The organism is Blautia sp. TF10-30 (genome assembly GCF_003481245.1).
GTDB classification, from domain to species: domain Bacteria; phylum Bacillota; class Clostridia; order Lachnospirales; family Lachnospiraceae; genus Fusicatenibacter; species Fusicatenibacter saccharivorans.
Genome location: NZ_QUKM01000001.1, coordinates 212,614 through 238,760 on the forward strand (window position 1 = coordinate 212,614; position 26,147 = coordinate 238,760).

Below are 26,147 nucleotides of genomic sequence, written 5' to 3' on the forward strand. Positions count from 1 at the left end.
TTTGGGGGCATCCTGATTCTTTTTCGGACACACCTCGATCTTTTGAATTATAACACGAATAAATTACTGACGCAATGGCTGAAAAGCTGAAAAGGAAAGCCGGTGTTCTGCATTCCCTTTTTACGGGGAACACAGAACACCGGCTGATTTTTTTACTCAGATTTTATTTAGACCGGATATGCGCCGTCTTTTTTGTCAGCGGCTGCCGGATCTACTTTTGTCTGCTGCGCTTCACGATATTTGAAGAAGTCTACAGCTACCTGCGGGAACAGAGCGTAGGTTAATACATCCTCATCCTGCTGTTTCCACTGCTCGATCTCTTTCTCCAGTTTCGGAAGCTCCGGCTCAAGCAGGTCTGCGTAGCGGCAGGTGATCGGCTCGGTATCGCCGATGCATTTCTTCTGTACTTCCGGATTGAACGGTTTTACAGTTGCACCGTATTTTCCGGCAAGAACGTCTTTTGTCTCTTTCGTTACCATCTTGTAACGCTCGCCCATCAGGACATTGAATACAGCCTGGGTACCAACGATCTGGGAAGACGGAGTAACCAGCGGGCACTCGCCGAGGTCTTTTCTTACGCGCGGTACTTCTTCGAGTACATCGTAGTATTTGTCCTCTGCGTGCTGCTCTTTTAACTGGCTTGTCAGGTTGGAGAGCATACCGCCCGGTACCTGATACAGAAGAGTCTTGATATTTACGCCAAGGTTCTTCGGATTTAAGAGGCCTGTATCGAGCGCTTCGTCTCTCATCGGACGGAAGTAATCTGCGATCTCAGCCAGTTTGTTCTGATCCAGACCAGTATCGTATGGAGTGCCTTTGAAGGTTTCAACCATAACCTCAGTTGCCGGCTGTGAAGTACCCATAGCGAATGGAGACATTGCGGTATCGATGATATCAACACCAGCCTCTACTGCTTTCAGGTACGTCATGGATGCAACACCGGAAGTATAGTGGGTGTGCAGCTGAATCGGAAGATCGGTTGCTTCTTTCAGCGCGGTTACCAGCTCAGTTGCCTTGTACGGAACGAGCAGGCCTGCCATATCTTTAATACAGATGGAATCTGCACCCATCTCTTCGATTCTCTTTGCCATGGTGGTCCAGTAATCCAGGGTGTAAGCATCTCCTAAAGTATAGGAAAGTGCTACCTGTGCGTGGCCTTTTTCTTTGTTTGCTGCGCTGACAGCGGTCTGCAGGTTGCGCAGATCGTTCATACAGTCAAAAATACGGATGATGTCGATTCCGTTTGCGATGGATTTCTGTACGAAATACTCTACTACGTCGTCTGCGTACGGACGATATCCCAGGATATTCTGTCCGCGGAACAGCATCTGCAGTTTCGTGTTTTTAAATCCGTCACGAAGTTTTCTCAGTCTCATCCATGGATCTTCATGCAGGAAACGTAAGGAAGCATCAAAGGTTGCGCCACCCCAGCACTCTACTGCGTGATATCCGATTTTATCCATTTTATCAATGATCGGAAGCATCTGTTCTGTTGTCATTCTTGTCGCGATCAGGGACTGATGTGCATCACGCAGAACAGTTTCCATAATCTTGACAGGTTTCTTTTCTACTGCCATTTCTATCCTCCTAAATGAAGTGTTTTTCACTTTTGTTTGTCTTAAGAAGTTATACACCAAAGATCGCCATGAAGGTACCGGCCGCTACTGCTGTACCGATAACACCGGCTACGTTCGGTCCCATCGCATGCATCAGCAGGAAGTTCGTCGGATCTGCCTCAGCGCCAACCTTCTGGGATACACGGGCTGCCATCGGAACCGCAGATACACCTGCAGAACCAATCAACGGGTTGATTCTTCCATGTGTTGCCTTGCACAGTATTTTTCCTAACAGGACACCGCCTGCAGTACCAAATACGAATGCGATCAGACCCAGTGCAACGATCTTTAAAGTGCTGACATTTAAGAATGCCTCCGCACTTGTGGATGCACCAACGGAAGTACCAAGAAGGATAACAACGATGTACATCATGGCGTTGGAAGCTGTCTCCTGAAGCTGTTTTACAACGCCGCACTCGCGGAACAGGTTACCAAGCATCAGCATACCTACCAGCGGAGCGGTAGACGGAAGAATCATGCAGACAACGATTGTAATGACAATCGGGAACAGAATCTTCTCAAGTTTGGATACGGAGCGAAGCTGCTCCATTTTGATTTTACGCTCTTTTTCTGTAGTCAGAAGCTTCATGACCGGCGGCTGGATGATCGGCACAAGTGACATATAGGAATATGCTGCTACTGCGATCGGTCCCATCAGGTGCTGCTGTCCGAGCTTGTTCAGAAGGAAGATAGAAGTCGGGCCGTCGGCACCGCCGATGATGGAGATAGCTGCTGCCTCTCTTCCATTGAATCCCATGAAAATAGCGAAAAAGTACGCCAGATAGATACCAAGCTGTGCTGCAGCTCCCATGATGAAGCTGATCGGGTTTGCAATCAGCGGACCGAAGTCTGTCATCGCACCTACACCCATGAAGATCAGGGATGGAAGGATACTCCACTCGTCCAGAGTAAAGAAATAGTAGAACAGACCGCCCGCATGCTCAAGACCCTGTACGTCGGTATAAGGCTCAGCCATGATGTCCGGGTAAATGTTTACAAGCAGCATACCGAATGCGATCGGTACAAGAAGCAACGGCTCAAATTCATGCTTAATCGCAAGATACAAGAAGAAGCAAGCCACTGCGATCATAACGTAATTGCCCCAGTCCAGATTAAAAAACGCCGTCTGGTGAAGCAGGTTGTTTAAAGTTTCAGTAATCATTTTTTCACCTCCGGTTTTTTCTTACAACGGGCATTAGTTCATGGTTGCAAGAACGTCACCGGATTCTACTGCATCGCCTACTGCTACATTGATGGTTGCTACTGTGCCATCCTGCGGTGCTACAACCGGGATTTCCATCTTCATGGCTTCCAGTACAAGAACCGTATCGCCTGCTTTTACAGCTGCGCCTACGTTTGCTTCGATTTTGCAGATTTTACCAGGAACAGAAGCGGTAACCTCTACGCTGCCTGCTGCACCTGCCGGAGCTGCTGCTTTTGGTGCTGCTGCCGGAGCTGCTTTTGGTGCCGGAGCTGCTTTTGCTGCGCTGACAACTGAAGCTGCGCCTGCTGTGGTTCCTTCTTCTACAGTTACGTTATATACATTTCCGTTTACGGTAATGGTGTAGTTTTTCATTGAAAATTTCCTCCTTAAGCTCTTTTGCCTTTTCTGCGGATCGGACGTGCAACATAAGCATCTCCGGATGCAGAAGCCATATCTTCTTCATACATGGCGATTGCAGCTGTAATAACAGCCTGCAGCTCCATATCGTCTGCTTCCGGTGCTGTCTCTTCAACAACCGGTGCTGCGACAGCCTTCGGTGCTTCCTGTACAGGTGCTGCCGGTGCTTTTTTCTTCTTCTTGTCTCCCAAAATGTAATCAAACGAAGAAATAACGAAAATCAGGAAAATCAGCATAACAAATACGGTACCGATTCCGATGATGGTGTTCATGCCGGCCTGGCCGATCAGAACGCCCTTTGACTCCTCAACGGTGATGGTGAGGTCGGTCGGAACTGGTGTTCCGGTGCTGATGTTCCAGAATACGCGGACAATACCAGGATTTTTTTCAAATTCACCCGGAATTGTGCAGGTTACAAAATCTCCGTCTACTTCGAGAGTACCGTCTTCCAGGCTTTTTACCTCTCCGAGGTCAGCCTTTGCCTCTTCCCATGCCTCAGCTGCTCTTGCATAGAACTGCTGGTCGGAAGCTTCCATATTGGCAAGATCGTCATCGCTGTAGGTCATCAGGCTCTGTCCTACCCACTGAACACTGGAGGAGAGCAGAGAATCTACCGTAGATGCCTCAACCGGTGAATAAGCCGGTGTAGATGCCGCATCCGCAAAAACAGGAGCTACGGTCACAACCATGGTGCAGGCTGCGGTAAGGACGAGACTTACTAATTTTTTCCAGTTCTTTCTCATCGTATGCCACCTTCCTTAGACTGTTCCGTGTTTTCTGTCCGGTCTGTCTTCTCTCTTGGTATACAGCATCTCGAATGCGCCGATAACATATTTTCTGGTGTCTTCCGGCTCGATGATGGTGTCCACATAGCCTCTTCTGGCTGCGGAAGTTACATTGTTCTGAAGGGTTGCATATTCAGCTGCTTTCTCGTTGATGGTAGCAGCGTCAGATCCTTCGTACATGATCTTTGCTGCAGATTTTGCATCCATCATTCCGATTTCTGCGTTCGGCCATGCAAATACCATGTCTGCTCCGATGGATTTGCTGTTCATGACAACGTATGCGCTTCCGTATGCTTTGCCGACAACAACGTTTACTTTCGGAACGGTTGCGTTTGCGAAAGCTGCGGTCAGGGCTGCTGCGTTCTTAGCCATGGTTCTCTCAGAGCATTTGGTTGCCTTGAATCCGGTTACGTTTGTGATGGTAAGTACCGGGATGCAGAAAGCATCGCAGAAGTTTACGAAATCTGCTGCTTTTTTGGCTCCTCTTGCGCTTAAGGTTCCATCCATTTTCTCTTTTACAGTTCCGTCCTCGCCGTAGATTTCAGAGCGGTTTGCAACTGCTCCTACGGTTGCTCCGTTTAACTGGATGAATGCGGTTACAACATCTTTTCCGTAAGCGGCTTTGGTCTCAAAATAGATGCCGTTGTCGCTGAGCTGGGAAAGAAGGATTCCGGTATCGCCTGCGCAGTTTGCAAGGTCTGCACATGCACGGTTCAGATCATCCTCGCACTCGGTGTATGCTTCGTCCTCGTTGTTTGCCGGAAGCATAGATACCAGGTTTCTGATCTGTCCGAGGATTTCTTCCTCGGTTCCAGCAAAGTCAACAAGACCTGCTTCTTCGCCCTGGAAATCTGCGGATGCGGTATCACATTTGGATACGTGGTTTCCGTCCAGTGCGTTCGGGGAGTTTACGAAAAGTTTTCCGTTTTTAGACTCCATGAACGTGAAGTCTGTCATAGCCGGGATGAGTGCCATACCGCCGCCGCAGGTACCAAATACTGCTGTGATCTGTGGAATCACGCCGGATGCCATTGCCTGCGCCATATAGATTTCGCCGAAACCGTTCAGAGCATCAGTTGCCTCCTGCAGACGCATACCGGCACAGTCTACCAGTCCGATGACCGGAGCACCTGTTTTCTGTGCAAACTCATACAGTCTCGCGATTTTTTTTGCATGCATTTCGCCGATGGTACCGCCCATCACAGACGCATCCTGGCTGTATACGTATACCAGGCTGCCGTTGATCACACCGTAACCAGTAATTACACCATCGGATGGTGTCTCCATGCCGGCCATGTTGAAATCTGTGCTTCTGGCAGTAACCTGTCCGCCGATTTCCACAAAGCTGTTTTCATCCAGCAAAGAGGCGATTCTTGTGCTCGCTAAACTTTGTGCTGTGTTACTCATTCTTCAAACCTCCATCTTTCTATTTTCATTATAAAATTTTAAACAAATTTTATACAAGTCTATCATATCTGTTTTTTCGTTTTTTTTCAATACTTTTTCTCACCTTTTTGACAGAAAATAGACAGAAAAATTTCAGATTTTTCCTATTATAAATGGAAGGTCAAACTTGATTTTTCCCAGCCTTTCCTTTTTCAAAAAGTCCTGTTTTCTTTCCGCATCGTACAAAAAAGCCGCCCGGCGGCGGCTTTTCTTGCACGTTTTTCCTTCGGTTTAATATAGTTCAATGTGAACCGGAATTCCATTCTCATACTGCATCGCCGGTTCGCCAAGAATCAGCGGACGAAGATACGCCATCATCTCCTCGGTCACATCATGACCATCTTCTGTAATCCAGGAAAGCGGCACTTTCTTTTCTTTATTTGCCACTTCCGATACCGGAACGGAGGTATACTCCACGCGGTAAGGATCCGCGGAGATTCTTCGGATCGATGCCATCTGTCCTCCCTGTTTTTCCAGTGCACACTGGCAGGCTTTCATGCCGAGCATACGGGACTCCTCAAGATCGGTCGCACTCGCAAGATGAGCCGCGCACCGCTGCATCAGGTTCAGTTCAATCGATCTTACCTTACAGCCGATACGGTCACGCACCAGCTCTTCGAGTACTTTTGCAGAACCTGCAATGTAGCTGTGCCCAAACTGATCCTGTGCATCGCTCTGCACCTGCTCAGAAACATAGCGGCCCTCGCTGTCATGGATGCCCTCGCTGATTGCAACCAGAACACTGTCCTTCTGTTCCAGTTTTTCCTGCACATCCTTTAAAAACTGTTCGGTGTCAAAGACCGGCTCGCAAAGATAGATCAGACTCGGCCCTTCTCCGCCGTTGACACGGGACAGTGCAGACGCTGCCGTCAGCCATCCTGCGTTTCTTCCCATGACCTCCACGATGGTCACAGCCTTCTTTTCATATACATGGCAGTCTCTCTCCAGCTCTGCAAAGGTTGCTGCCAGATATTTTGCCGCAGATCCAAAGCCCGGGCAGTGATCCGTTTCGACAAGATCATTGTCAATCGTCTTTGGCGCCCCGACAACAAACACATCGTCCACACCGTTTTCTTTGCAGTACTTTGACATCTTGTCTACGGTATCCATCGAATCATTTCCGCCGATATAAATAAAATAACGGATCTCATGTCTGCGAAAAATTTGAAGTATTTCTTCAAAATCCTCCTTGTTTTCTTCCGGATCGCCCAGTTTATAACGACAGGAGCCAAGCGCTGCTGCCGGGGTCTGCATCAGAAGAGAGATTTTTTCTGCTGAATCCAGTTTTTTTCCAAGATCAAGAAATTTTTCTGCAAGCACGCCTTCAATTCCATTTACCGCACCATAAATATGATCTACTTTTCCGGACAGTACAGCACAGGAAACAACTCCTGCCACCGTTGCATTGATCGCCGCGGTCGGTCCGCCAGACTGCGCTACTAACAGATTTCGCATATGATTTTCCTCCATCTATTCCCACTACTTTCTAAAAGTTTTTCACGAAATCACTTTCGCTTCGTCCTATAGCGTACCATATTTTTTTTCTTCCGTACACCCTGTTTTGCGTTTCCGGGAAAAGCCTGTAGACTTTCACAACGGATTGCAAAGTTTTTCGTTTTTTTCTTGCAGGATTGCCCTTAAAAAGCTATAATAGAAGCAATGTCCACGAAAAGGACGCAGAAAAATATACGTTTCATCAACAAAAAAACTGGAGGTTTTTTTCATGCAGACCAAGCAAGATGGCCGTCTCGGCACCGAAAAAATCGGGAAACTGATGCTCGAACTGGCCCTTCCCTCTGTCCTCGCACAGATTGTAAATGTACTATATAACATTGTAGACCGCATTTATATCGGCCGGATTCCTGATGTTGGTTCCCTGGCACTGACCGGTGTCGGCGTCACGTTTCCGATTATCACAATCATCTCCGCCTTTGCCGGATTCGCAAGTGGAGGCGGTGCTCCTCTTGCCGCCATCGCACTCGGACAGAAAAACCGGGACCGCGCAGAAAAAATTCTTGGAAGCTCCACTTCCCTGCTGCTCTTTTTCTCCGTGTGTCTGATGGCGTTTTTCTTTTTCTTTCAGACACCGCTTCTGTACCTCTTTGGTGCAAGCAGCAACACAATCCGATACGCTTCCACGTATATTTCCATTTATCTTGTCGGAACCGTATTTGTCGAGCTGGCTGTCGGATTGAATACTTTTATCAGCTGTCAGGGACACGCACGCACGGCCATGTGCTCCGTTCTCATTGGCGCTGTTATCAACATTGGTCTTGACCCGGTTTTCATCTTCGTTCTTCATATGGGTGTTTCCGGGGCCGCACTTGCTACCATTCTCTCCCAGGCTTTAAGTGCTGCATGGGTTCTTCGGTTTCTTACCTCAAAAAAATCAGGTGTCCGCCTTTCTCTTCGCACCATGAAACCGGATTTTTCCATTTTAGGCTCTGTCATGGCACTCGGCATCTCACCATTTATCATGTCTGCAACGGAAAGTGCCATCACAATCGTCATGAACCACGGGCTACAGACGTACGGCGGCGACCTCTATGTCGGCTCGATGACAATTCTCCAGTCGGTGCTGCAGCTGATTTTCGTACCGGTCAACGGCTTTACGAACGGTGTACAGCCGATCATCAGCTACAACTTTGGTGCAGGCCAGTTTGACCGTGTCCGCCAGACAATCCGGCGCATGATCGCCATTACTTTTACTGCCGCTTTCGTCTACGTTGTATTCGCAATGCTTCGTCCGGCTCTTTTTGCCGGTCTTTTCACGACTGACCCGGAACTGATTGTCATCGTAGAGAAGGTACTTCCGGTTTACATTGCCGGCATGGCAATTTTCGGACTGCAGAGCGGCGTACAGAGTTCCTTCCTCGGTCTTGGCCAGGCGAAGATTTCTCTTTTTATTGCACTGCTTCGAAAAGTCATCCTTCTGATTCCGCTTGCACTCATTCTGCCGCATTTCTTCGGTGTCATGGGCGTTTACTATGCAGAACCGATCGCTGATGTATGTTCTGTTATCACTGCCGTTACGCTGTTTCTCTGCAATATCCGGAAAATTCTTTCAACAGAAACACTTGCAAAAGTGACTCATACCGAAGAATGACAAAAGAGGCGCTCTGCGACCTTTTCCATGCACCACCCATAATCAATTTTCTCGATCGTTTCGGCTGCATAGACGGGATATTCCGCGAGAAGAATCCCGTCGATCGAATACGTAACCGAACCGACCTTTTCTCCTTTCTTTACCGGGGCTTTCAAAAGCTCCGGTAAAAAAATGTCTTTTTCCGGTATTTCTGTCTCTTTCAGAAGAGCGGGAAGCGAGCGCGCCGGATCAAGCGCCGGGCTTGTAAGGGTAAGGCGGGCGCTGCTTTTTACCTGCAGCATCCCGTCGTAAACACCGTCTGCTACTTCAATCTGCCCTGGGTTCCAGCTATGGTCCAGCACGTCACGATACATATACGATTCCAGCCCGTAGTTTAAAAGCTTTGCGGCATCCGCCCATTTATAGTTTTTATGGCTGGGCCATCCGCATGCAAGCAACGACACAATCAGACGCTTTCCATCCCGCTCCAGCGCACCGGTATAACAGTAACCGGCTTTTGCCGTGAAGCCGGTTTTTCCCGAAACAGCTCCATCCATCTGATCCAGCAGTGCGTTGTGATTATAGCAGTTGAACATGTTTTTCTTTTCCAGATCCCAGAAGGTATAGGACCGCGTCTGCGTCACTGCGAGAAACTGGGCGGCTTTCGGTGAAATCCAGACACAGTATCGCATGATCCGTGCCAGATCAGCTGCTGTCGTGTGGTGATCTCCGCCTGCGTCAGAAGCATCGAGACCGTTCGGCGTCACAAAATGCGTATCCGTACAGCCGATTGCTGCGGCTTTTTCATTCATAAGCGATGCAAATTCCTCTACACTTCCGCCGATGGTCTCTGCAATCATTACCGCCGCGTCGTTATGCGATTCCAGCATCAGGGAATACAGAAGATCGCCAAGCAGAAACTGTTCTCCCTCCCGCACACCGAGATGTACTTTCGGCGCTGCGGCTGCTTTAGCCGATGCAGTTGCGACCGTCTGCTCTTGTCCGTTTTCCAGTGCCAGAATGCATGTCATGATTTTCGTTGTGCTCGCCATTGCCATAGGATCTGTCTCGCGTTTTCCGAACAGCACACGGCCGGTATCGCCATCCATCAGGCATGCCGCCGTTGCAAACAGCTGATTCGGCTCGCTCTCCTGCTCTGTCGCAGTCACGGACACACTTCCCAAAAACAGAAGCAGGATTCCCAGGAAAAAACCTGTCTTGTTTCTTCTTTTTCTGTTCAAAATCAGATCCCCCTTGTGTTTTTTCTCTTTAAAAATGGAAAAGCCGGACGCTCTTTTGGGACCGGCTTTTTGTCTGCTTCTTCTTCATTATATGAGGTTTCCTGCAAAATCATGGTAAAATTTCACAAAGTTATTGACACTGCGATCCATATCATGTATAATTCCCCGTGTTTGTATAGAATTACTAAACTTTTTGTTTATTTTTACTGAGATTTCCTGAGAATCCGTATTCAGCAAAAGGATCCCGGGAAAGACTTTGGATGCAGAAAGGATTTTTTATGGAAATCGGAAAAAAAATCAGGGAACTGCGGATGTGGAAAGGACTGACGCAGGAGGAACTGGCAGATCGGAGCGAGCTGTCAAAGGGATTTATTTCCCAGCTTGAAAACGATGTGACCTCTCCCTCGATCGCCACGCTGGTTGATGTTCTTACCTGCCTTGGAACGGATCTAAAAACGTTTTTCGGCGAAGAGCAGGACAATCAGGTTGTCTTTTGCGAAGAAGATTACTTTGTAAAGACCGCTGAAGCGCAGGGCAACGAGATCGCATGGATCGTTCCGAATGCACAGAAAAACAGGATGGAGCCAATCCGGCTGACGCTGCAAAGCGGCGCGTGCACCGAGATTGATTCACCGCATGAAGGCGAGGAATTCGGCTATGTACTTTCCGGCCGTATTCTCCTTCATCTTGGAGATGAATGCCACAAAGTGAAGAAAGGGGAAAGCTTCTACTATCCCGCTTCCTGTAATCACTATCTGGAAAATCCGGGTAAAACACCGGCCATCATTCTCTGGGTCAGTTCACCGCCTTATTTTTAGATTTTTTACACCGCGTGATTTTCACGAGAAACGGTGTTCCAAATTTCACAACCCGAAAGGAGCATATTACACATGAGTACCAAATTACTTGATCTGGTCAACATCACAAAATCGTACGACGGAGTTACCATTCTGGATGATCTGAATCTTTATATCCGTGAAAACGAATTTCTTACCCTCCTTGGCCCGAGCGGCTGCGGAAAAACAACCACATTACGTATCCTCGGCGGTTTTGAGACACCGGATGCCGGAAAGGTTTTATTTAACGGACAGGATATCACCCAGCTTCCGCCAAACAAACGCCAGCTAAATACGGTGTTCCAGAAGTATGCTCTTTTCACGCATATGACGATTGCAGAAAACATTGCTTTCGGGCTGAAAATCAAAGGAAAATCCAAAGCATATATCAATGACAAAATCAAATACGCCTTAAAACTCGTCAACCTTGAGGGTTATGAAAACCGCTCCCCGGCGCTTCTCTCCGGCGGCCAGCAGCAGCGAATTGCCATTGCGCGCGCGATTGTCAACGAACCAAAAGTTCTGCTTCTGGATGAGCCGCTCGGCGCACTTGACTTAAAGCTCCGCCAGGACATGCAGTACGAGTTGATCCGTCTGAAAAACGAACTTGGCATCACCTTTGTCTATGTCACCCACGATCAGGAAGAGGCGCTTACCATGTCGGACACGATCGTTGTCATGAACCAGGGTTATATCCAGCAGATCGGCACACCGGAAGACATCTACAATGAGCCGCAGAACGCATTCGTTGCAGACTTCATCGGTGACAGCAACATTCTCGACGGCATCATGATTGAGGACCGTCTCGTCGAGATTCTCGGTGCGAAGTTCGAGTGCGTTGATGTCGGATTCGGCAAAAACAAACCGGTCGACGTTGTGATCCGCCCGGAGGATATTGATCTTGTGAAGCCGGAGGAAGGTACCATCCGCGGACGTGTCACCCATCTGATTTTCAAAGGTGTTCACTATGAGATGGAGGTTACGGTGAACGGTTTTGAGCTTCTCGTTCACTCTACCGATCTGTTCCCGGTCGGACAGGAAGTCGGCATCCATGTCGATCCATTTGATATCCAGATCATGAACAAACCGGAATCCGAAGATGAGGAGGCGGCAGCTGTTGAAGAGTAATAAATTAAAGAAATGGCTGGCAGCACCTTATGCCGTCTGGGCTGTTGGTTTCATCATCATCCCGCTGATCCTGATTCTCTACTATGCGTTCACCGGGGAAGAAGGCGGCTTTACCCTTTCGAATTTTGCCTACGTTGCAACGAAGGAAAACATCAAGGCACTCGGCCTGGCTCTGTGGCTCTCGCTGCTCAGCACAGTCCTCTGTCTTGTCCTTGCTTATCCGCTTGCCATGATTCTGGCAAACCGGAACGTCAATCAGACCAGCTTTATTGTGCTGATCTTCATTCTCCCGATGTGGATGAACTTTCTGCTCCGCACGCTTGCATGGCAGACACTGCTTGAGAAAAACGGCGTCATCAACAGCATTCTCTCGTTTTTTCATCTGCCCGGCATTTCCATCATCAATACACCGGGAGCAATCATTCTCGGTATGGTCTACAACTTCCTGCCGTTTATGGTTCTGCCGATCTACAATGTCCTGATTAAGATCGACCGCGATGTCATCAACGCAGCAAGAGACCTTGGAGCGAACAGTGTACAAACTTTTCTGAAAGTAACGCTGCCGCTCACCACGCCGGGTATCGTAAGCGGTATTACCATGGTATTTATCCCGGCGCTTACAACCTTTGTTATTTCCGACCTGCTCGGCGGAAGCAAGATCCTTCTGATCGGAAATGTCATCGAGCAGGAGTTCAAACAGACCAACAACTGGAATGCCGGAAGTGCACTTTCCACAGTCCTGATGATTTTCATCATCCTGTCGATGGTTCTGATGAACAAATACGATAAAGACGGGGAGGGAACGGCATTTTGAGAAAGAAACTGGAAAAAATTTATATGGCGCTCATCTTTATTCTTCTGTATGCGCCGATTGTCACCCTTGTGGTGCTCTCCTTTAATGCATCAAAAACGCGTGCCAAATGGGGCGGCTTTACGCTGCACTGGTACCGTTCACTGTTTGCCAATACAGAGATCATGAACGCGCTGTATACAACGTTAATCATTGCACTTCTTGCCTCTGCGATTGCAACCATCCTTGGAACGCTTGCGTGCATCGGCATCAACAGCATGTCAAAAAAAAGCCGGACGCTTTTCATGGGTATTACGAACATCCCGATGCTGAACGGTGAGATCGTTATGGGAATCTCGCTGATGCTGCTCTTTATCATCTGCCGCATTCAGCTTGGATTCGGCACGATTCTGATGGCGCATATCACGTTCAATGTTCCTTATGTCATTTTGAGCGTTATGCCGAAATTAAAGCAGACGAACAAATCAACGTACGAGGCAGCCCTCGACCTTGGCGCTTCCCCTCTGTACGCGTTTTGGAAAGTCATCTTCCCGGACATCATGCCGGGTGTTGTTTCGGGCTTTCTGCTCTCCTTTACGATGTCCCTCGATGATTTCGTTATCACCTACTTCACCAAGGGACCGGGCGTTGATACGCTCTCCACAAAGATTTATGCCGAAGTCCGCAAGGGAATCAAGCCGGAGATGTACTCGCTCTCCACGATTCTTTTTGTTACCGTACTGCTTCTGCTGCTCCTTGTGAATGTGAATCCTTCTCCGAAGGAAGAAAAAGAGGAGGCAAAAGAGCGCGAGGCTATGGCGAAGAAGGGCATCCGTTTCCGCATCACGAAACGTGTGGTCTTCCGCCGGATTCTTCCGATCGCCATGGTGCTTGTCATCGGCGGCGGCGGTATTTACTACGGAAGCCAGAATGCTTCAGCCGGCGGCTCCCAGCAGCTGATTGTGTACAACTGGGGCGAATATATGGATTCTGATGTCATCGATATCTTTGAGGAAGAAACCGGTATCCACGTTGTTTACGAGGAGTATGAGACGAACGAAATCATGTATCCGAAGATCAAATCCGGTGCGATTTCCTACGATCTTGTCTGCCCGTCCGACTATATGATTCAGAAGATGATCCAGAACGATCTGCTGCAGCCGATCAACTTTGACCATATTCCGAACGCTTCCAACATTGGAGATATGTACTACGAGACTTCCGAGCAGTTCGACCCGGGCAATCTCTACTCGATCCCGTACTGCTGGGGAACAGTTGGTATTCTGTACAACAAAAAAATGGTAAGCGAGCCGATCGACTCCTGGTCTGTTCTGTGGGATACCAATTACCGCGACAGCATTCTGATGCAGGACAGCGTGCGCGATGCGTTTGCTGTTGCTTTAAAGGATCTGGGATACTCCTTAAACTCCACCAATATCAAGGAGCTGACGGAGGCGAAGGATCTGCTTGTGACACAGAAACCTCTCGTGCAGGCGTACGTTGTGGATCAGGTGCGTGACAAGATGATCGGAAATGAGGCGGCTATCGGCGTTATTTACTCCGGTGAAGCTATCTACACGAAGCGTGAAAACCCGGATCTGGAATACGTTGTTCCAAAAGAAGGCTCCAACGTCTGGATCGATTCCTGGTGCATTCCAAAAGATGCGCAGCATGTCGAGAACGCAGAGAAATTCCTGAATTTCCTCTGCCGGCCGGACATCGCACTGAAAAACTTTGAGTATATTACCTACTCTACGCCGAATGATGCGGCGCGTGAACTGATTGAGGATGACGATATCCGAAACAGTGAAATCGCCTTCCCGGATGAGGAAACGCTTGCACGGTGCGAAACCTTTACGTATCTTGGCGATGATGCCGATGAGGTTTACAACCAGCTGTGGCGTGAAGTAAAATCAAATTAAAGATCTGCTTTCGGACAAAAAAAGATCCCGGTCAGGAATTCTTAGGAAAGATTCCTGCCGGGATTTTTCTATTCTTACTGTTGCTCTCAAAAGTCTGTTTTAATCAAAATTGTGGTCAAAGCGCGGGGAAAGCGTTCCGTTTCCATGGAGCACTTCATCCAGCTTTACAAGCTCCTGCGGCGCCTCTGCAAGCGCTCTTTCGTACAGGTGGACAAGATTCCGTGTGCCCGCTTCGCATTCCTTCTGAGGCCTTCCAGGCATCACACGGCCGCCCATCGAATCATAGCAGCCGACCAGTTTCATCGCTCCAAGAAGAAGGCTTCTTACCGCACTGCTGCGGCAGATCGTGATTCTCGTCCAGAGCTTCATGCCCTTCAGGCATTCGACAATTTCTGTTTCCCCGATTTCCGGAAAACAGCGGTGGATGACCTTGTTGCCGTCGGTGTGCGGGCAGATCGGCGATGCCGGACGGTATACGAGCGGATCGAGGCCGTCCTCCAGCATGAAGTACTGGTCAAGGCTCGTCTCAATCTTTGCATGGGAAATTCCAGTGTGATCCACAAATTTCCCGATATACGGATGACACGTCGAATCGAGAAGGTAATGGCAGGCAAAGCCTAACAGATACGCTTCCATCGCCTCTGACGGGCTCTGCTGATACTTTTTCACCTCATCCTCGAACAGAACGGAAGCCGTCTGTTCATGCAGAAACGTTCCGTAATCAGACACACGGTTTTTCGAGAACGGATGGTAATAAAAGAAGATATCCGGCCCGTGCAGTCCGATCAGATACAATTTTTTGTTTTCTCGAATGATCTTTTTCAAATTTGCCGGAAGCTGTTCATAGACTTCTCTTCCGAACCTGTCGTGTGCGTACGTAGTAGGCATATCGGTATCTCCCTTCTTTTTTTCTCCTGCCGGATCAGACATCCAGCTTGATCTGCATTTCCTCTTCCACTTCTGCGCGGAAGTCCTCCATCTTGACCGGACTGATCTCCGGCAGATTGTCGGTGGAATCAACGCCGAAGTTCCGCAGGAATTCTTCGGTCGTGCCGAACACAATCGGGCGGCCCGGCGCGTCGAGGCGGCCAAGCTCCTGCACCAGATTGTACTCCACCAGTTTGTTGACCGCGTGATCGCTCTTGACGCCGCGGATCTTGTCGATCTCCTGCTTCGTGACCGGCTGCTTGTAGGCAATGATCGAGAGAGTCTCCATCATGACGTCGGTCAGAACCGCCTTCTTCGGCTGCATGGCGATGTTGACAAGATAATCATAATATTCCTGTTTCGTGCACATCTGATACGCATTTTCAAGCTCCACGATGTGGATGCCGCGGTCTTTCGTATTATATTTTTCCATCATATGGTTCAGAATCCTGCGGGTCGTCTCCGTGTCATGGCCGATCGCTTTTGCAATCCTTCCCAGCTCCACGGAATCTCCCATCGCAAAAAGGACTGCCTCGATGGCCGCTTCCGCCTCCTCGACCGAAGAGGGGCGTCTTGCCTCACCCAGGGCAGTTTCTTTATTCCTGTTCTGTTCTTCCATCTGTCTTGTCCTCACTGTCTGTCTCGTCTGTATACGGCACAACTACGGTGTCTTCATCCTCCAGGGATTCAATCAGGATATCCCCGAAAAGCTCCTCCTGGCTGATCCGGATTTTGCCGGTTTTCATCAGCTCCAGGATTGCAAGGAAGGTGACAATCACATGCACCTTGCCCGGCTGGGATTCCAAAAGGTCGCGGAAGCTGAAGCGGCGTTTTTTAACAGCAAACTGCTCGACATACGTCATCTTGTCCGGCAGGCTGACCTCTTCTTTTTCGATCTTTCCGAACTTGCTTCGGATCGGGTCGATCTTGTCCTCCTGGCGCTTTAAAATCATTTTATAGATCGTATGGAGCTTCGCGAGAGAAATCTGCGAGAGGAGCTCGGAGGTGTCGACCGGCGTCCTGTACTCCAGCACTTCTCTTGGAAGCGTCGGTTCCTTGTACACGGAACGGCTCGCCTCGTTCATGCGGTCACGCAGCTCGTACGACATGTACTTGTACATTTTGTACTCTAAAAGCTGCTGCACCAGCTCGGCTCTCGGGTCCTCTTCCTCGCCTTCCTCATTCACTTCTTTCGGAAGCAGCATGCGGCATTTGATATCCAGAAGCGTCGCCGCCATGACCATGAACTCACTCATGATGTTGAGGTCTTCCCGCTCCATCTGATGAATGTATTCCAGATACTGGTCCGTAATCTCTACAATGGGGATATCGTAAATATCTATTTTATTTTTATCGATCAGGTGAAGAAGAAGGTCCAGCGGTCCTTCAAACACCGGAAGCTTTACTGGTATCGCCATGTGCTCTGTTCTCCCTTACGGTTTCCCGATATCTGTAATAATCAATTCTCTTCTGTTCCAGATGCGGACCGGAATGGTGTGTTCGCCCGTTCCTGCACTGATGATCTGGCAGGTGCCGCCCGTCAGGAACAGCCCGCGGCAGTTTTTCGAAAAAAGGCGGAAATCCGGTGTCACAAGCCCCCGGTGCGCGCCAAGGCCCACCACGCCGCCGTGATAATGGCCGGAAAGCGTCAGATCGGCTCCATATGATGCATAGGAGCTGCGGTAGGCAGGGTGATGTGCCAGCAGAATGCCGTAGCGCGCCGGATCCGGTTTTCCAAGGTGGTCCGTCAGTTCCGAAACCGGCAGCGGTCCGCGGTAAAAGCGGTTGTAATAGGTGCGGTCCATGGCATAGCCGTAGATCCGGACCGGACAGCCGCTGATGGTAAGATCCGCCGTCTCATTTTCCAGATAGCAGATTCCTGCCTTTTTCAGGCGCTCCCGGAGCTTTTCATACAGATCGCCGTACTGTTCCGGATACAGCTTCAGACGGTATTCGTGGTTTCCGCAGCCATAGATTACCTGGTATTCCTCCGCAAGACGTTCCGCGAAACTCAGACCCGGGTCGAGGTTCTCCCCCGGCTTTGCCACAATCTGGTCCCCGCCGATGATGACAAGATCCGGAGCCGCCTCATCGATGACCGCCTTTAACACCGTGTTATCCGGGCCAAACTCCATATTGTGAAGATCACTGATAAACGCCAGACGAAAACCGTTTCCTTCCAGAAATTTTCCATTTGACGAAAGTTTGTAATAGGTCGTTGTAAATTTTCTCATACCGTTCATTATACTTGATTTTTCGGTGTATGACAACCCGTTTTCCCTGCTGTTTATAAGCCCAATGCCTGTTTTGCCAGCTGATCGGCTTTTTCGTTGTAGGTGACGCCGGTGTGGCCCTTTACTTTGCAGAAGCGGATCGCAACTTTGGCCGATGCCAGATCGTAAAAATTCCGGTAATCGATGGTTCCCTGTTTTTTCGCCTGCCATTCTCTCGTACACCAGCTTGCGATTCCCTGGTAATCGTGATAGATGGCCAGCTCCGGAATATCATGTGTCAGGCAGTAAGCCATGGCCAGCTCTGCGCCCTTGATCTCGCCTGCCACATTCCGCATGGAGACGAGATCCGGGTCGCTGTATTCTTCTGCAAGATTCAACTCTTTTCCGTCCAGGAAGAGGACCACACCGCAGGAGAACTTTCCGAGCGCATGCTGATAGCTTCCATCCACGTATGCGACGGCGCTCCTGCCGACACCGGCGTATTCCGGGTCTTCGCATGGTTTTTCTGCCAGAATCAGGTGTTCCCAGTCCCAAGAAGAAGGATCGGGTGCTGCCGTGCTCTGTACTGCCTTTCGTTCCGGGGCAGCGGAATACGTTCCTTTTGTTTCCCGCAGCAATGGTTCCGGCATTTTACCGCCGCCCAGAAAGGCCTCTGCCTCCTCCAGACGCTCAAATCCCTTGTAAATTGCGCCAGGATAACCGTGTACCTGCGCTTTGCACGCATCCCATGTCCGGTAGATGCCCGGAACCTTTCCCTGTTTTACCGCATAGTAATTTTTCTTTGCCATGTTTTTCTCCTTTTCGCGCATGATACTCCGGCTTTATGCCGTCCCAAGAAAATATTGTTTCATCGTACATCCGAACAGGTCCCACATGCCGGCTCTTGCCACGTCTGCTCCATATAAAATCGCAACGGAACCAAGTTCCTCACCGTCTGCTTTGTAAACAACTCTTCCGGCACACTCGCCTTTCTGGATAGGGGCCTGCACCTCTTCCGGCAGTTCTATCGTTTTTTCCACTTCACCGATCACCGTCCCGCCCGTCGCAAGATAGCGGAATTCTTCCGCATATTCCAGTTCTGCCGTATCCTGCTTTCCATAAACAACCGAAAGTTCCGGCAGGGGATCGCGTTCCCGGTCTATGTAGATGCTGCAGGACGAAAACCCATACTGGAACAGTGACGCTGCATCTGCAAACCGCACCTTGTAGTCTGGTGCTCCCATCACGACTGCCAGCATCGTCAGATCATTTTTCTTCGCCACTGCCGAGACGCAGTACTTCGCCTTCGAGGTGCTTCCTGTTTTCAGTCCCACACAGCCCTCATAGCCGCGGATCAGCTTATTTGTATTAGTGAGGGTGAATGGTTTGCTTCCCTTCTGTGTGACATGCGTAATCTCTTCCATCCAGATAGAGGAATAGTTCAGGATCTGCGGAAAGCGCTCGATCAGCTCCCGAGACATTTTCGCCACATCTGCCGCTGTCGTGTAATGGCCGTCGGAATCCGTGAGGCCGCAGCAGTCCTCAAACTTCGTGTCGTTCATGCCGAGTTCTTTTGCTTTCTGGTTCATCCGGCTGACAAACTCGCTTTCTGTCCCCGCAATATGCTCTGCCATCGCTACAGATGCATCGTTTCCCGAAGCAACGACAATACACTTGATCATCGTCTCAACGGTCTGCTTTTCGCCCTCTTCCAGAAAAACCTGGGACCCGCCCATACTTCTGGCGTGCGCACTCGTCGTCACTTCGTCGGTCAGCTGGAGCGTCCCTTTTTCGAGCTCTTCAAAAATCAGCAGCAGCGTCATGATTTTTGTGATGCTCGCCGGGCTTCGCTGTTCCGACGCATTTTTCTCGTACAGAACAGTTCCGGTCTGTGCCTCCATCAAAAGAACAGACGGCGAAGCCAGCCCAAGGTCCGGTGTCATCTCCGGTGCTGTCTCCTCCGTCTCTTCTGTTTTCTGTTCCGTTGTTTCGTTCTGCTGCTTGTCGGAAGATTCTCCATTCTGCTCTGCCGCAGTCACTTTCAAGGGCGCTGCAAGAAGCGCCAGGATCATCAGCAGGCTCCAGACGATATTTCGTGTTCTTCTCTTCATATTCCCCCGAAACATCTGCTCTTTCTTCCCTACAGGCTATGCAGACGACCGCAGAACTATGCTGTCTGTTCCGTTTACAGCAGCGGTGCCAGAAACTTCAGCGCACCGCGGAGTGCACGGACTGCAAAATTTTTCTTTCGGCAGTAGTCCATATTGATCTGCTCACACTGTTCAAACGTGGTCAGCGCATCCTCTTTTACCTGGGCAACCGCACTGCTGCCGTACATCCAGACACCGCACTCAAAATGCAGGTACATGCTCCGGTAATCCATGTTGATCGTTCCGACCGTCGCAACTTCATCATCACAGACAAAGCTCTTGGAATGGATAAAGCCCGGCGTATACTGGTACATCTGAACGCCGGATTCCAGCAGGATCTCGTAATTGGCCTGCGTCAGAATATAGACAATCTTCTTATCCGGGATGCCCGGCGTTACAATCCGCACATCGACTCCGCGCTTTGCCGCCATGCAGAGAGCGGTCAGCGTCTCGTTGTCCGGAATCAGATACGGAGTAAAAATATAAAGATATTTTTTCGCCTGTGAAATAATGTTCAGATAAACATGCTCGCCTACTGTCTCTCCATCCAGCGGGGAATCGCCGTACGGCTGCACAAAACCGTCTTTTTTAAACGCTTCCTCGTGATAGATCTCCGGCCGGTATGATTCGAAATTGCATTCCATACCGGTGATTGTGCTCCACATCTGCAGAAACATCACCGTAAAACTCCATACCGCCTCACCATGCAGACAGATTCCGGAATCCTTCCAGTGGCCGAACCGCTCCTTGCGGTTAATGTATTCGTCCGCAAGATTAATGCCGCCCGTGAAAGCCGTATGACCGTCGATCACGGCAATTTTCCGGTGGTCACGGTTATTTAAAATGACATTCAGCACCGGTCGGAACTGATTGAACGCCGCACACTTGATGCCCATCTGCTGCAGCGATTTATAATACTGATACGGCAGCGTCGTCACGCAGCCGAAATCATCGTAAATCAGCCGCACATCCACACCGGCGGCCGCTTTTTCCTTCAGAATCTCCAGCACCGTATCCCACAGATACCCCTCGCTGATGATGAAATATTCCATAAAAATGTAGTGTTCTGCCTTTTTGAGTTCCTCAATAAAGTGCTCAAACCATACATCTCCCAGCGGGTAATACTCTGTTTCTGTATTTTCATAAACAGGATAATGCGCATAATTGGTCAGATAGGAAGACTGCCCCGCTGCCAGGATATTTTCTTCCTCGAGCTTTTTACGCGTCTCTTCTTCCTCTCCAAGAACGCCTCCCTGCGAAAGCAGAACTGTATCGTAATGTGTACGGAATTTTCTTGCCACACTGGAATGGCCGAGAATGCCGTACAGGCAGATTCCGGTTACCGGAAGCGCCAGGATACAGACTGCCCACATCAGTTTGTAGCCGGGATTCATTTTCGGATTATTGATAATCGAAAGCACTGCAATCAGGGAAAGGATCGTGACCGCATAGTTGATGTAGACAGATTTTTCATTGAGCTGCATCATAATTCCGGCCAGCCAGCAAAATTCCAGAAGAAGTGCAACACCGATAATGACCATACGGCTGGTAAGCAGCTTCAGAATCTTTTTCACGATACGAAACAGCTTGTTTGCTATTTTGTACAAAATTCTCATTTGTCACCGCCTTGCTGTTTTGTCAAAACCTGCGACTTTAAGTTACAAGTATAAAAATCCCCGGCAAAACAGATCGCCGGGGATTTTTTGCACATTAATTATACTTACGTTTTCTGGCAGCTTCAGATTTCTTTTTACGACGAACACTTGGTTTCTCGTAATGCTCTCTTTTACGAATCTCCTGCTGAATGCCAGCTTTTGCACAGCTACGCTTAAATCTGCGTAAAGCGCTGTCCAACGTTTCGTTTTCTTTAACGATTACATTTGACATAGTCTCACACCTAACCTCCCTCCAGTTGTAGATTGTGCATAATACAACTGTATGGGTATTTTTTGCACTGTTCTTATTATACCAGAAAAATCTCGTACGTCAACAAGTTTTTTCATTTTTTTGCAAAATTTTTCCCTGCCGCCTGCCTGGCTCCTTTTTCTGCCCTGCAGGCGGCAGGATTTTGTGCTGTTTTTCCTGCTTATTGTTATGCGATCTGGCCTTCCAGTACCTCAGCAGCTTTTGCAACTGCTTCGTCGATCTTCTCCGGATTCTTTCCGCCGGCCTGTGCCATGTTCGGACGTCCACCGCCGCCGCCGCCGACAACGGCTGCCACTTCTTTGATCAGTTTTCCGGCATGTGCACCTTTCTTCATCGCATCATCGGTTACCATGGCAAGAAGGCTTACTTTACCGTCCTTTGCAGATGCCAGAACAACAACGCCGCTTCCCAGTTTTTCTTTCAGCTGGTCGCCAAGGTCACGCAGTCCGTTCATATCGACATCCGGTACGGATGCAGCGAGAAGTTTTACACCTTTGACTTCGGTTACTTTATCCATAACATCGCCGAGCGCTTCTTTTGCCAGTTTGCTCTTTAAGGACTCATTCTCTGCCTGGAGTGCTTTTGCCTCTGCCTGCAGATGAGCGATCTTCTCGAGGAGATCCGCCGGTGTTGTCTTTAAGAGAGCTGCTGCCTCATGTATTTTCTCTTCCTGTGCTTTATAGTATGCAGTAACAGACGGTCCGGTCAGAGCTTCGATTCTGCGGACACCTGCTGCAACGCCTGCCTCAGAAACAAGTTTGAACAGTCCGATTTCAGCGGTATTCTTTACATGGGTACCACCGCAGAGCTCTTTGGAGAAGTCTCCCATGGAAACGACACGTACTTTGTCGCCGTATTTCTCACCGAACAGAGCCATCGCGCCGGATTTCTTTGCTTCCTCAGTATCCATGATGTCGGTTACAACCGGGATCTGCTCCTGAATCTTTTCATTTACCAGATTCTCAACTTTTTCCAGTTCTTCCGGTGTCATAGCCTGGAAGTGGGCAAAGTCGAAACGGAGTCTGGTCGGGGTTACGAGAGAACCTTTCTGCTCTACGTGTGCACCGAGAACAGTCTTTAATGCCTTCTGCAGAAGGTGTGTTGCGCTGTGGTTCTTCTCGATATTTTTTCTTGCCTCTTCGTTGACCTGAAGTGTAACTTCCTCGCCGTTTGAAATCATACCGGATTTCATGACACCGACGTGGCCGTATTTTCCGCCGCGGAGTTTGATGGTATCTTCTACTTCGAATACACCATTTGCTCCTTTGATGATACCGCAGTCGCCTTCCTGACCGCCCATGGTAGCGTAGAACGGAGTTTTCTCTACGAAAATGGTTCCCTTCTGGCCTTCCATCAGAGATTCTGCAATCTCAGTCTCTGTCGTCAGAACGGTTACTTTGGAGGTATCCTCCAGATGATCGTATCCGGTAAACTCAGTTGTTACGGACGGGTCGATCTCATCGTAAACGGTTGCATCAGCACCCATGTAGTTTGTTACTTCACGGCTCGATCTTGCACGCTCTCTCTGCTCTTCCATTGCTGCATGGAAACCGTCCTCGTCGATGCCGTAGCCCTTCTCCTCGAGGATCTCTTTGGTCAGATCCAGCGGGAATCCGTAGGTATCGTACAGTTTGAATGCATCCTGTCCGTCCAGAACTTTTTTGCCTTCGCTCTGCATTTTTTCTTCGAGCTCGGAGAGGATATGAAGTCCCTGGTCGATGGTTTTGTTGAACTGGGTCTCCTCGTTGTTCAGAATGTTGAAGATGAAATCTTTTTTCTCTTCAAGTTCCGGATATCCGTCTTTGGAGCCTTCGATTACGCTTGCGGAAAGGCGGGCAAGGAACAGTCCGTCAATGCCAAGCAGACGGCCATGACGTGCTGCACGGCGGATCAGACGGCGCAGTACGTAGCCTCTTCCTTCGTTGGTCGGCATGATTCCATCGGAAATCATGAATGTTGCGGAACGGATATGGTCTGTGATAAGGCGGATGGAAACATCGGTCTCATGATCTTTATCATACTCTTTTCCGGAGATTTCGCATACTTTGTTGCGGAGTGCCTGAATGGTGTCGACATCGAAGATGGAATCTACATCCTGTACGACAACGGCCAGACGCTCAAGTCCCATACCGGTATCAATGTTCTTCTGGATCAGGTCGGTGTAGTGGCCCTCGCCGTCGTTGTTGAACTGGCTGAATACGTTGTTCCATACTTCCATGTAACGGTCACACTCGCAGCCAACGGTACATCCCGGTTTGCCGCAGCCGTATTTTTCTCCGCGGTCATAATAAATCTCAGAACACGGACCGCACGGACCTGCGCCATGCTCCCAGAAGTTGTCCTCTTTTCCAAAACGGAAAATACGGTCTGCCGGGATGCCGATCTCTTTGTTCCAGATATCAAATGCTTCATCATCGTCCTGATAGATGGATGGGTACAGACGATTCGGATCGAGCCCTACTACCTGTGTTAAAAACTCCCAGGACCATGCGATTGCTTCGTGTTTGAAATAATCACCGAAGGAAAAGTTTCCGAGCATCTCAAAGAAGGTGCCGTGACGGGCTGTTTTTCCTACATTTTCAATATCGCCGGTACGGATACATTTCTGGCATGTTGTTACTCTTCTTCTCGGCGGAATCTCTGCGCCTGTGAAGTAAGGTTTCAGCGGAGCCATACCGGAGTTGATCAGTAAAAGACTTTTATCGTTGTGTGGAATCAACGAAAAACTCTTCATAGCAAGATGTCCTTTGCTCTCGAAGAACTCAAGAAACATCTTTCGTAATTCGTTTACGCCATATTTTTCCATGACTGTTTGTCCTCCAAATAATTCAGTGTGTCCCGGAATTTCTTCCGGGAATCCATTCTTTTATAATAGCACACTTAATTATTTAACGCAAATTTTTTTGAAATTCTTCTTTCCTTTTTTCAGAACGATACCGTCCTCGCCGAAGGCTGCTTTTTCTACGGCATATTTCGGATCTGTGATTTTCTCACCGTCTACGGATACACCGCCCTGCTCTACGGCACGGCGTCCTTCGTTTCTGGTCTTTGCAAGCTCTGCTTTGACAAGAAGGGTTACGATATCGATTTTATCGTCCGTGAAATCCTCTGCAGAAAGTTCACTGGTCGGCATATGCTCGGAGCTTCCGGTAGAGAATACGGCACGTGCGCCTTCCTGCGCTTTCTTTGCTTCTTCCTCGCCGTGTACCATGGAGGTCAGCTCATAGGCCAGGATCTCTTTTGCCTCGTTCAGCTTGCTTCCTTCCCAGGAATCCATCTCGTCGATCTGCTCCAGCGGCAGGAAGGTCAGCATACGGATACATTTTAAGACGTCGGCATCGTCCACGTTTCTCCAGTACTGGTAGAAATCGAACGGGCTGGTCTTGTTCGGGTCAAGCCATACAGCGTTTCCTGCGGTTTTACCCATCTTCTTGCCCTGAGAGTCGGTCAGAAGGGTGATGGTCATTGCATAGGCATCTTTTCCAAGTTTACGGCGGATCAGTTCGGTTCCTCCCAGCATGTTGGACCACTGGTCATCGCCGCCGAACTGCATATTGCAGCCGTATTTCTGGAACATGTGATAGAAGTCGTAGCTCTGCATAATCATGTAGTTGAACTCCAGGAAGGAAAGACCTTTTTCCATACGCTGTTTGTAGCACTCTGCACGGAGCATGTTGTTGACGCTGAAGCATGCACCTACCTCACGGAGCAGTTCTACATAGTTCAGGTTCAGCAGCCAGTCTGCGTTGTTGAGCATCATAGCTTTTCCCTCGCCGAACTCGATGAAACGCTCCATCTGACGTTTGAAGCACTCTGCGTTGTGGTCGATCTCCTCGCGGGTCAGCATTTTTCTCATATCGGTTCTTCCGGACGGGTCACCGATCATGGTGGTGCCGCCGCCGATCAGGGCGATCGGTTTGTTTCCTGCCATCTGCATCCGTTTCATCAGGGTCAGTGCCATGAAGTGACCTGCGGTCAGACTGTCTGCGGTGCAGTCGAATCCGATATAGAACGTTGCTTTTCCATTGTTTACCAGGTCTCTGATTTCATCTTCGTCGGTTACCTGTGCCAGAAGGCCTCTGGCGATCAGTTCGTCATAAATCTGCATTTTGTTTTTCTCCTTTTTTCGGTTGACTTTCGGGTATGTGTTACCGTCTGGGACCAAAGTTTTTTATACAAAAAGACTCCCGTCCTTTCCGATTCAAAGGACGAGAGCCCGTATCTCCCGTGTTACCACCTTACTTCACAGCTGTCTCACGGCAGCTGCCTTTGTCGGTATCCAAAACCTCTGAATACCCTGACGCTGTAACGTTCGTCTCTTACGTCGCAGCCTACTAAAAACGTGCATCATAGTTCTTCTGCCGCCCGTTTTATTCGGTGCGCAACTCCGGGATGTATTCGAATCGTACAGAACCTGCATGCGCCTCTCATCTGCCGGCTGCTTTCTGTCCGCGTTTTTGT

Annotated in this window: 22 protein-coding genes; 5 read left to right on the forward strand and 17 right to left on the reverse strand. The window is 49.3% G+C overall.

The window, feature by feature from the left end; translation table 11 throughout:
* Positions 1–167: 167 nt before the first annotated feature.
* From DXD02_RS00985 to DXD02_RS01010, 6 genes are all read right to left on the reverse strand, one after another.
* A complete protein-coding gene (locus DXD02_RS00985) occupies positions 168–1,577 on the reverse strand; it encodes an oxaloacetate decarboxylase subunit alpha (protein WP_117804070.1) in 1,410 nt (469 codons plus the stop codon).
* A 49-nt stretch (positions 1,578–1,626) separates the two neighbouring features.
* Complete coding sequence (locus DXD02_RS00990; protein ID WP_055226382.1) at positions 1,627–2,778, reverse strand: sodium ion-translocating decarboxylase subunit beta; 1,152 nt, start codon at positions 2,776–2,778, stop codon at positions 1,627–1,629.
* A 33-nt stretch (positions 2,779–2,811) separates the two neighbouring features.
* Positions 2,812–3,192 carry a biotin/lipoyl-containing protein gene (locus tag DXD02_RS00995; protein WP_118666263.1) on the reverse strand — a complete coding sequence of 127 codons (381 nt, stop codon included), beginning with the start codon at positions 3,190–3,192 and terminating at the stop codon, positions 2,812–2,814.
* Positions 3,193–3,206: 14 nt separating this feature from the next.
* Complete coding sequence (locus DXD02_RS01000) at positions 3,207–3,980, reverse strand: OadG family protein (RefSeq protein ID WP_118659149.1); 774 nt, start codon at positions 3,978–3,980, stop codon at positions 3,207–3,209.
* A 15-nt stretch (positions 3,981–3,995) separates the two neighbouring features.
* Positions 3,996–5,429, reverse strand: a complete 1,434-nt coding sequence (locus DXD02_RS01005) for an acyl-CoA carboxylase subunit beta (protein WP_022462330.1) — start codon at positions 5,427–5,429, stop codon at positions 3,996–3,998.
* Between the two features lie 270 nt (positions 5,430–5,699).
* Complete coding sequence (locus tag DXD02_RS01010; protein ID WP_055226388.1) at positions 5,700–6,923, reverse strand: 6-phosphofructokinase; 1,224 nt, start codon at positions 6,921–6,923, stop codon at positions 5,700–5,702.
* 268 nt (positions 6,924–7,191) lie between these two features.
* Between DXD02_RS01010 and DXD02_RS01015 the strand changes: the two genes are divergently transcribed.
* The gene (locus DXD02_RS01015) at positions 7,192–8,574 is read left to right on the forward strand and encodes an MATE family efflux transporter (RefSeq protein WP_055226390.1); all 1,383 of its coding nucleotides are present in this window, start codon (positions 7,192–7,194) and stop codon (positions 8,572–8,574) included.
* Here the strand turns inward: DXD02_RS01015 and DXD02_RS01020 are convergent.
* Positions 8,559–9,794, reverse strand: coding sequence for a D-alanyl-D-alanine carboxypeptidase family protein (locus DXD02_RS01020; protein WP_226906314.1), 1,236 nt, complete (start codon positions 9,792–9,794; stop codon positions 8,559–8,561). The genes DXD02_RS01015 and DXD02_RS01020 overlap by 16 nt on opposite strands.
* A gap of 278 nt (positions 9,795–10,072) precedes the next feature.
* On the opposite strand from DXD02_RS01020, the gene DXD02_RS01025 reads away from it, so the two are divergent.
* From DXD02_RS01025 to DXD02_RS01040, 4 genes are all read left to right on the forward strand, one after another.
* A complete protein-coding gene (locus DXD02_RS01025; protein ID WP_055226534.1) occupies positions 10,073–10,612 on the forward strand; it encodes a cupin domain-containing protein in 540 nt (179 codons plus the stop codon).
* A 72-nt stretch (positions 10,613–10,684) separates the two neighbouring features.
* On the forward strand, positions 10,685–11,758 hold the full coding sequence (locus DXD02_RS01030) for an ABC transporter ATP-binding protein (protein ID WP_118666264.1): 1,074 nt from the start codon (positions 10,685–10,687) through the stop codon (positions 11,756–11,758).
* On the forward strand, positions 11,730–12,572 hold the full coding sequence (locus tag DXD02_RS01035) for an ABC transporter permease (protein ID WP_118666265.1): 843 nt from the start codon (positions 11,730–11,732) through the stop codon (positions 12,570–12,572). Before DXD02_RS01030 ends, DXD02_RS01035 begins: the two co-directional genes overlap by 29 nt.
* A 23-nt stretch (positions 12,573–12,595) precedes the next feature.
* Entirely contained in the window at positions 12,596–14,470 is a 1,875-nt protein-coding gene (locus tag DXD02_RS01040) for an extracellular solute-binding protein (RefSeq protein ID WP_179964625.1), read from the forward strand.
* A gap of 99 nt (positions 14,471–14,569) precedes the next feature.
* Here DXD02_RS01040 and DXD02_RS01045 read toward each other — a convergent pair whose 3' ends face one another.
* The 10 genes from DXD02_RS01045 to tyrS form a co-directional block, all read right to left on the reverse strand.
* Entirely contained in the window at positions 14,570–15,358 is a 789-nt protein-coding gene (locus DXD02_RS01045) for a zinc dependent phospholipase C family protein (RefSeq protein WP_117760329.1), read from the reverse strand.
* Positions 15,359–15,392: 34 nt separating this feature from the next.
* The gene (scpB, locus tag DXD02_RS01050; protein ID WP_055226398.1) at positions 15,393–16,016 is read right to left on the reverse strand and encodes an SMC-Scp complex subunit ScpB; all 624 of its coding nucleotides are present in this window, start codon (positions 16,014–16,016) and stop codon (positions 15,393–15,395) included.
* Positions 15,994–16,815: a segregation and condensation protein A gene (locus DXD02_RS01055; protein ID WP_117509009.1), complete on the reverse strand. Its 822-nt coding sequence runs from the start codon at positions 16,813–16,815 to the stop codon at positions 15,994–15,996. The genes scpB and DXD02_RS01055 overlap by 23 nt, the downstream gene beginning before the upstream one ends.
* A 15-nt stretch (positions 16,816–16,830) precedes the next feature.
* On the reverse strand, positions 16,831–17,631 hold the full coding sequence (locus tag DXD02_RS01060) for a metallophosphoesterase (protein ID WP_158554950.1): 801 nt from the start codon (positions 17,629–17,631) through the stop codon (positions 16,831–16,833).
* A 53-nt stretch (positions 17,632–17,684) separates the two neighbouring features.
* On the reverse strand, positions 17,685–18,419 hold the full coding sequence (locus tag DXD02_RS01065) for a ribonuclease H1 domain-containing protein (RefSeq protein WP_055218059.1): 735 nt from the start codon (positions 18,417–18,419) through the stop codon (positions 17,685–17,687).
* Between the two features lie 33 nt (positions 18,420–18,452).
* Positions 18,453–19,721, reverse strand: coding sequence for a D-alanyl-D-alanine carboxypeptidase family protein (locus tag DXD02_RS01070; protein ID WP_243108183.1), 1,269 nt, complete (start codon positions 19,719–19,721; stop codon positions 18,453–18,455).
* A 74-nt stretch (positions 19,722–19,795) separates the two neighbouring features.
* Positions 19,796–21,376 carry a cardiolipin synthase gene (gene cls, locus DXD02_RS01075; RefSeq protein WP_117801014.1) on the reverse strand — a complete coding sequence of 527 codons (1,581 nt, stop codon included), beginning with the start codon at positions 21,374–21,376 and terminating at the stop codon, positions 19,796–19,798.
* A gap of 94 nt (positions 21,377–21,470) precedes the next feature.
* Positions 21,471–21,647, reverse strand: a complete 177-nt coding sequence (rpsU, locus tag DXD02_RS01080) for a 30S ribosomal protein S21 (RefSeq protein ID WP_004222305.1) — start codon at positions 21,645–21,647, stop codon at positions 21,471–21,473.
* Between the two features lie 205 nt (positions 21,648–21,852).
* The gene (alaS, locus tag DXD02_RS01085) at positions 21,853–24,492 is read right to left on the reverse strand and encodes an alanine--tRNA ligase (RefSeq protein ID WP_118666267.1); all 2,640 of its coding nucleotides are present in this window, start codon (positions 24,490–24,492) and stop codon (positions 21,853–21,855) included.
* A 78-nt stretch (positions 24,493–24,570) separates the two neighbouring features.
* Complete coding sequence (gene tyrS / locus DXD02_RS01090; protein WP_022462314.1) at positions 24,571–25,794, reverse strand: tyrosine--tRNA ligase; 1,224 nt, start codon at positions 25,792–25,794, stop codon at positions 24,571–24,573.
* Positions 25,795–26,147: the final 353 nt, after the last annotated feature.